The sequence below is a fragment of the Pseudomonas sp. R62 genome (assembly GCF_000257605.1).
GTDB lineage: Bacteria > Pseudomonadota > Gammaproteobacteria > Pseudomonadales > Pseudomonadaceae > Aquipseudomonas > Aquipseudomonas atacamensis.
On the sequence record NZ_JH635999.1, the window covers coordinates 74767 to 80898 of the forward strand.

Here is a 6132-nt window from a genome sequence, read left to right on the forward strand (position 1 = left end):
TTTTCCGCGAACAGCGCGCGGCCTCTGGCGGCCAGCGGCTTGTCGATCGCACCGAACAGATCTTCCGGCCAGGTCGGCGGCTTCAGCTGCTGCAAGGTTTCTTCGATGGCGTGCAGATCACGCACGCGCACGCTGGAGGGATAGCGCTCAGCGCCTTGCAGCGGCTGACCGTTGGCGTCGAAGAAATTCAGCGTGGCACCGACGCCGAGCGCCTCGCCGATGTTGCGCGCCATTGGCTGTTGAGCCGAGCCGTTCCACTGCACCCAGTCAAACGTCCACATGTCCCACAGCTGCGGGTAATCCACCGGGGCATCGGCCACGCGGTAGTTGGCAGGGGAAATCGCATCGCCAAACGTAGCGTTGGCAATCCGGCCGAACGCATCGGTGCGCCCCGGGCCTTCCTCGGTCGGATAGAGGCCGCGATGAGTGTCGTTCCAGGCCACTTTGACGAAGGTGTTCAGCGAGGTCTTGAACTCGCTGCGCAATTGTTCGCGGCGCGCTTCGTAATCATCTCCGAGCACCTGGCGGGCGAAGCGCTCAAACTTCCATGGGTTGTAGTAAGTCGAGGCGAGACTGGCGACCAGGGCCTGTCCGAAACTGCCACCGCGCAAAGTAGGAACGCTGGAAGGCAACACGTGCTGTGCGGTGCCACCATCGATGCGCACGGCCTGGTCTTTGAAGCGCAACTCGCCGGTGTGGCAAGCGGCGCAGGTGATGTCCAGATAATGCTCGGAGGCGTTGCCGGGATTCTGGTGCCGGGCAAAACCGACGGGGAGGTTGCCGGGGTTGTTCGCGCTAGCTTTCTGCTGCGGGTCGACCAGGAAGCCGAAACGGGCGAGATATTCAGGGGAGGCGAAGCGCTGCTTGGAGAAGGGCAATTCCAATGCCTGGAACCACTCGTAACGCAGGCCTTTGACTTGCGTGCCCTGCGGCGTGAAGTAGTAGGTCTGGCGTTGCTCTTCGCTCCATTGATCCAGGTAACGCACCTGCTGGGGCGGGGTGTAGAAGGGCAATTTCGGGTTGGCGACGTAATAGACAATCACCGCAACGGCGATTAACGCCAGAACTATCACCAGACTGATAACGCGGAATAAGAGGCGCAAGTTGAACATCCTTGTCGAATTGTTGCGCTGTTATGCCTGAGCGGCGCTAGCTGGGCAAGTGGCCATTACGCCAGATGTTGAGCCGTGAGCCGACGAGCCTTGTCGCCCACGGATGACAGAAGCTTCATCCAGCCGTTGCCCAAATGCGTTTTAATCCCTGAACTTATCGGAAGATTCCTGCTCTCATGCCGGTAGCCATTGGTCGTGGCGGCCTGATAAGCTCGCGGCTTTACTCGATTGCCCATTCGGCGCATGAACAAGGAAATAGCATGAAACAGCATCGGTTGGCGGCGGCGGTAGCCCTGGTTAGCCTGGTACTCGCGGGTTGTGACTCGCAGACCAGCGTAGAGCTGAAAACCCCGGCGCAAAAAGCTTCCTACGGCATCGGCCTGAACATGGGCAAAAGCCTTGCCCAGGAAGGCATGGATGATCTGGACTCCAAAGCGGTAGCCCAGGGCATCGAAGATGCCGTTGGCAAGAAAGAACAGAAGCTGAAAGATGAAGAACTGGTCGAAGCCTTCGCCTCGCTGCAAAAGCGTGCTGAAGAGCGCATGGCCAAGATGAGCGAAGAGTCGGCAGCCGCCGGCAAGAAATTCCTCGAAGAAAACGGCAAGAAAGCCGGTGTAACCACCACCGCTTCCGGCCTGCAGTACGAAGTAGTGAAGAAAGCCGATGGCCCACAGCCTAAGCCGACCGACGTCGTCACTGTTCACTACACCGGCAAGCTGACCAACGGCACCGTGTTCGACAGCTCCGTCGAGCGCGGCAGCCCGATCGATCTGCCAGTCAGTGGCGTGATCCCGGGTTGGGTTGAAGGTCTGCAACTGATGCACGTTGGCGAGAAGTACAAACTGTACATCCCTAGCGACCTGGCTTACGGCGCTCAGTCGCCAAGCCCGGCAATCCCGGCCAACTCGGTTCTGGTTTTCGACCTGGAACTGCTGGCCATCAAGGATCCAGCCAAAGAAGACGCCGCTGCCAAGTAACACGCAACGGCATCGCCAACAACGCCTCGCTTATGCGGGGCGTTGTTGCATCTGCAGGTCAGGAAAGGTAAACAGAGCGAACTGACGCCGTTCAACACAGTCATAGCTTTGAGGCTGCCCGCGCTAGACGCCCTGAGCTGCCAAGTCAATGAAATATTGGGCTTTTTTATGTGAGTAAAAAACGCCCGATCTGAGCGCAGCCCTTATGAAACGGGGCTCTCAGCGCTGAAATGCAGCTCTGTTCACAAGGTTATCCACAATTTGTGTGGATAACATTTCAACGGGAAGAATAGATGAAAGCTCCGTGGAATTTCGCTCGATTCCTGCCGTTGGCCGGTCGCCTGCTGGCCCGTGGACGCCTGCCGACCCTGTTGTTTGCCGTGGCCAGCAAAGGCGCCGCGCAAGGCAATCGCTTGGGCAAACTCAAGGATGATCTGCGCTTGCTGCAGTCGTTATGCCTGGCCTACTGGCGTGGCGAGTATCGCGCGATCAGTGCCAAGTCGCTGATTTCGGTGGTGGCGGGCCTGATGTATTTCCTCAGCCCGGTCGATGCCATTCCGGATTTCATTCCCATGTTCGGCATGCTCGATGACATCGCTGTCCTCGCCTGGCTGATGAAAACCCTCGATGACGAGCTCAACGCCTTTCGCCTGTGGCGCAAACGCCAGCAGCCCGAAAAGCTGGCGGTGGTTGAACGCCTCCCTGATACCCCTGAACAATTGCAGCTGCAAGGCCCGAAAAAACCCTGACTGACCAAGTCTGCCTACAGATAGATACCACTCGCGACCTTAGCCGCTGTTAGGATTACACTTCTAGGGAAAAGTGCCGACTCGCTAAGTGGTGTTGTCCTACGGGGTAGTCATGGATATTCAGATAATTGCACGCGATGGCGAACCCGAATACGCGGTTCTGCCGTGGGCTCAATATCAGGCTTTACTGAAAGCAGCAGGGATCAACGCAACACCGGCGCCGCAGCCAGCAGCGCCGCTCGCCACCTCGCCGGAGCCGATTCTTCCGGGTCTGGATCAATTACGCAGTTTGCGCGAAGGGAAGGGCATCGCCATCGAGGCGCTGGCCCGCACGGTAGGCATCAGCCCGTCTTACCTGGCCATGATCGAAAGTGGTGAGCGTCAGCCCGACGCCGCGATTCGCCGCAGCCTGGCCTGGGAACTGACGGTGCCAGGTTGGAGGGATGAATCGTGAGCGTACGCATCAGCCGTCAACATTGGGACGGATTGCTGGGGGAACTGGACCAGGCGCGCCGTCAGCGCCATCTTCTGACCTATCGAGCCTTGCTTGAGCGTTTGCAGCTGCCGACGCCGGCGATGCAGACGCTGACGGCTGCGCTGGAGCATCTGGCCGCACTGGATGCCAAAGCCGAGCAGCCGTTGCGCAGTTCGCTGGTCATCAGTCAGGGCGCGAGTCGTTTGCCGCGTACCGGGTTCTTTGAATGTGTCGAGCGTCTGGGGCGCTTTTCCGGGCCGTCAGATGGCGTTGCAGCGGCGTCCTGGCATGCGTCGGAAGTGGTGCGGGTCTTCGAATACGAATACCCGGAATCGGCGGAGGCCTGAGTGTTTCTGCGGCTCAAGGCGCGGGCCGGTTATTGGCTGGCCCGCCGGCTGTTTCATTGGTCGTGGTTCGTTCGCCAGCCGCGTGGCTGGCGCTGGCTCGAAGGCCAGTTTGCGCGCATGGCCAACCTCGGCAATGTCGATGCTCAAAGCTTTTATGGGCACATTCTGACTTTTCGCGGCGTCGGGCTAGGCGCGCGTGAAGAAGGCGTGCGTCTGCTGCGTCTGGCGGCGTTGGCCGGCGACGGTAAAGCCGCTTATCAAGTCGGCGTGATCAGCCTCGCCGGTACCTCGAGCAAGGCGCCGGATCCCGTTGAGGCCGCTCGTTGGTGGAGCATGGCCGCCAATGCCGGGCATCCGTTGGCCGAGCTGAAGCTGCAACAGCTGAGGGCTGGTGATTCAACGCAGTAATTCCATGTATGTCTTCTAAGTAAACGCGGCGTGAGGTTTTCCTCACGCCGCGTTTACGTTTCTGCCTGCACGTTTTTCGCTTGATGCTGGATTGCAGATTAGTCCTACATCCTTTGCCTACTCGCCTGACTTCTTTCCTCTTTGATCCCCCGCACAGTTCCCGCGACTAATTTCTTGCGCGAGGGACCGCTCATGCTTCAGCCCGTTTTTCAGTCCACCTTGTTTGCTCGCGTGTGTTGATGGAAGCCATCGCGCGCATCGAGCAGGAACTCGACAGCTTTCCGCAAACGCTCAGCCTCTACCGCAAACAGCTTGATCACTGGCTCAGTCGCATGGCGGACCAGATCAGCGAGGCAGCAGACCTGCCATCGCTGGTGGGTATGGAGCGGATCATCCGCTTCGGCGATAGCAGTACGTCGGTCAGCAGCAGCGACGACGAATTTTCCTCCAGCGTCGTCCAGTGCCCGCACGGCGGGCTGATGCAAATCGAGAGCAAGTTCGAATCGGTCTACGACATCCCGCTGGGCAACATTTCCGTCGATGTGGTCGACGTGGATAGCGGCAAAACCGCGCCGGTCACCCTTGATCAGCAGGGCAAGGGCGAGTTCAGAGGCGACGAGGGCAAGTTCTACCGCGTTCTGGTCCACAGCGCTGTCACCTCCAGTCAAGTCGACGAGCTGTTCAAATCCTACGACGGTTTGACCGGCGAACTTGAGCGCTGGCTGCGTAGCGAGTGGCAAGGTTTCAAGCCGCAGTGGTCACAGTCGGTGGCGATCGCAGCCAGCAACGGCATGCTCGCCGGCAGTTGGGCGGCCATCGAGGGGGTATGGGACAGCCTCGGTCTGCTCTCGGAAATTCTCCAGGATCCCGGCAAGTTTGCCGAGCGTTTGGGCAGTGGCGCGGCTGAGCTGATTGAGCTGGCGCAGACCGCTCCGGATCTCATGGAAAAGCTGCAGTTGCTGGTCAGTGACGAAGCGGCGATGTGCTTGCTGCTGCGGTCGGCGAGCCTGTGGCTGGACATGCTGCCGCCCAGCGAGGTTGCCGGCAAGTCTGCTGAAGTGGCGTCGATGATGATCGTGCAACTGATCATCGATGTGTTGATCAGCGTGGTGCTGACGTTTGTCGGAGCGGGGGCGGGGATCGCTTATCTGACGCTGCGTCTGGCTGACCGCGCAACGCAGCTGTTCAACGTCGCCAAGCGTCTGGTCAAGGCGCTGTTCAGCATCGTCAACGCCTTTATTGAATACGTCGACCGCTACAAAGCCGTTGCCGCGCGGGGCATCGCCGCCGGGGTGAAAAAGGGCCGGATGCAATTGCGCTGGGATGCCAAGCGCAACGCCATGTTGAAGAAGGACGAGCCACACGACGACGCGCCCGACCAATCGAAAAACCCTAACGGCGATGCCGCCGATTGCGTGCCCAAAACCTGTACCAATGGCTGCCCGGTGTCGATGGTCACCGGCGAAGAACTGCTGACCCTGACCGACGCGGTGCTCGATGGCGTGCTGCCCTTCGAGTTCACCCGCTTGTACCGCAGCAGCGCGGTCGAGATCGACATCGGCCTGGGGTTCGGCTGGAGCCATACGCTGGCCCATCGCCTGTCCTTCGACGGCGATGGCGTGATCTGGATCGACCACGAAAACCGCCGCACCCGCTTTCCCCTGCCCAACGTCGCGCGCCCGGCGATTCACAACAGCCTGTCGCGGGCGGCGATCTTTCTCGGTGATGAGCCGGAAGAACTGATTCTGGCGTTGGCCGGCGACAGTGCGCGGTTTTACCATTTTCGCGCCGGCCGGCTGACCGCAATCAGCGATGTCTACGGCAATCGTCTGACCCTGCAACGGGATCGCTCCGACCGCATTCAGCGTCTGGACAACAGCGCCGGGCGCGCGCTGCTGTTGCGGTATGACCGCGCGCAACTGGTGGCGGTCGATTATCAGGTGTTTGTTCAGGGCGAGTGGATCACCGAGCAAAACCTCGCCACCTACAGCTTCGATGCGCGGCAACGGCTACTGGTCGCGACCAACGCGGTCGGCGACAGCGAGCGCTACGACTATGACGACC

Annotated in this window: 7 protein-coding genes; 6 read left to right on the top strand and 1 reads right to left on the bottom strand. The window is 60.0% G+C overall.

All coding sequences use genetic code 11. From position 1 onward, the window contains the following. A partial coding sequence (locus tag OQK_RS18760) for a di-heme-cytochrome C peroxidase (RefSeq protein WP_038861962.1) occupies positions 1-1103 on the bottom strand: 1103 nt, incomplete at its 3' end. Between the two features lie 269 nt (positions 1104-1372). Between OQK_RS18760 and OQK_RS18765 the strand changes: the two genes are divergently transcribed. The 6 genes from OQK_RS18765 to OQK_RS30485 all read left to right on the top strand — a co-directional run. After that, on the top strand, positions 1373-2089 hold the full coding sequence (locus OQK_RS18765; RefSeq protein ID WP_016773732.1) for an FKBP-type peptidyl-prolyl cis-trans isomerase: 717 nt from the start codon (positions 1373-1375) through the stop codon (positions 2087-2089). 293 nt (positions 2090-2382) lie between these two features. Next, complete coding sequence (locus tag OQK_RS18770; protein ID WP_016773733.1) at positions 2383-2838, top strand: YkvA family protein; 456 nt, start codon at positions 2383-2385, stop codon at positions 2836-2838. Between the two features lie 112 nt (positions 2839-2950). Next, positions 2951-3292 (top strand): helix-turn-helix domain-containing protein, encoded by a 342-nt coding sequence (locus OQK_RS18775; RefSeq protein ID WP_016773735.1) that lies wholly within the window; start codon positions 2951-2953, stop codon positions 3290-3292. After that, on the top strand, positions 3289-3660 hold the full coding sequence (locus OQK_RS18780) for a hypothetical protein (protein ID WP_003223109.1): 372 nt from the start codon (positions 3289-3291) through the stop codon (positions 3658-3660). Before OQK_RS18775 ends, OQK_RS18780 begins: the two co-directional genes overlap by 4 nt. Further along, positions 3661-4068, top strand: a complete 408-nt coding sequence (locus tag OQK_RS18785; protein ID WP_016773736.1) for a sel1 repeat family protein — start codon at positions 3661-3663, stop codon at positions 4066-4068. It abuts the gene before it with no gap. Between the two features lie 239 nt (positions 4069-4307). After that, a partial coding sequence (locus tag OQK_RS30485) for a DUF6531 domain-containing protein (RefSeq protein WP_016773737.1) occupies positions 4308-6132 on the top strand: 1825 nt, incomplete at its 3' end.

What these genes read in the sequence shown, in the direction of transcription:
- OQK_RS18770 (WP_016773733.1), top strand. Translation starts at nt 2,383, where the DNA reads ATGAAAGCTCCGTGGAATTTCGCTCGATTCCTGCCGTTGGCCGGTCGC.
- OQK_RS18765 (WP_016773732.1), top strand. Translation starts at nt 1,373, where the DNA reads ATGAAACAGCATCGGTTGGCGGCGGCGGTAGCCCTGGTTAGCCTGGTA.
- OQK_RS18775 (WP_016773735.1), top strand. Translation starts at nt 2,951, where the DNA reads ATGGATATTCAGATAATTGCACGCGATGGCGAACCCGAATACGCGGTT.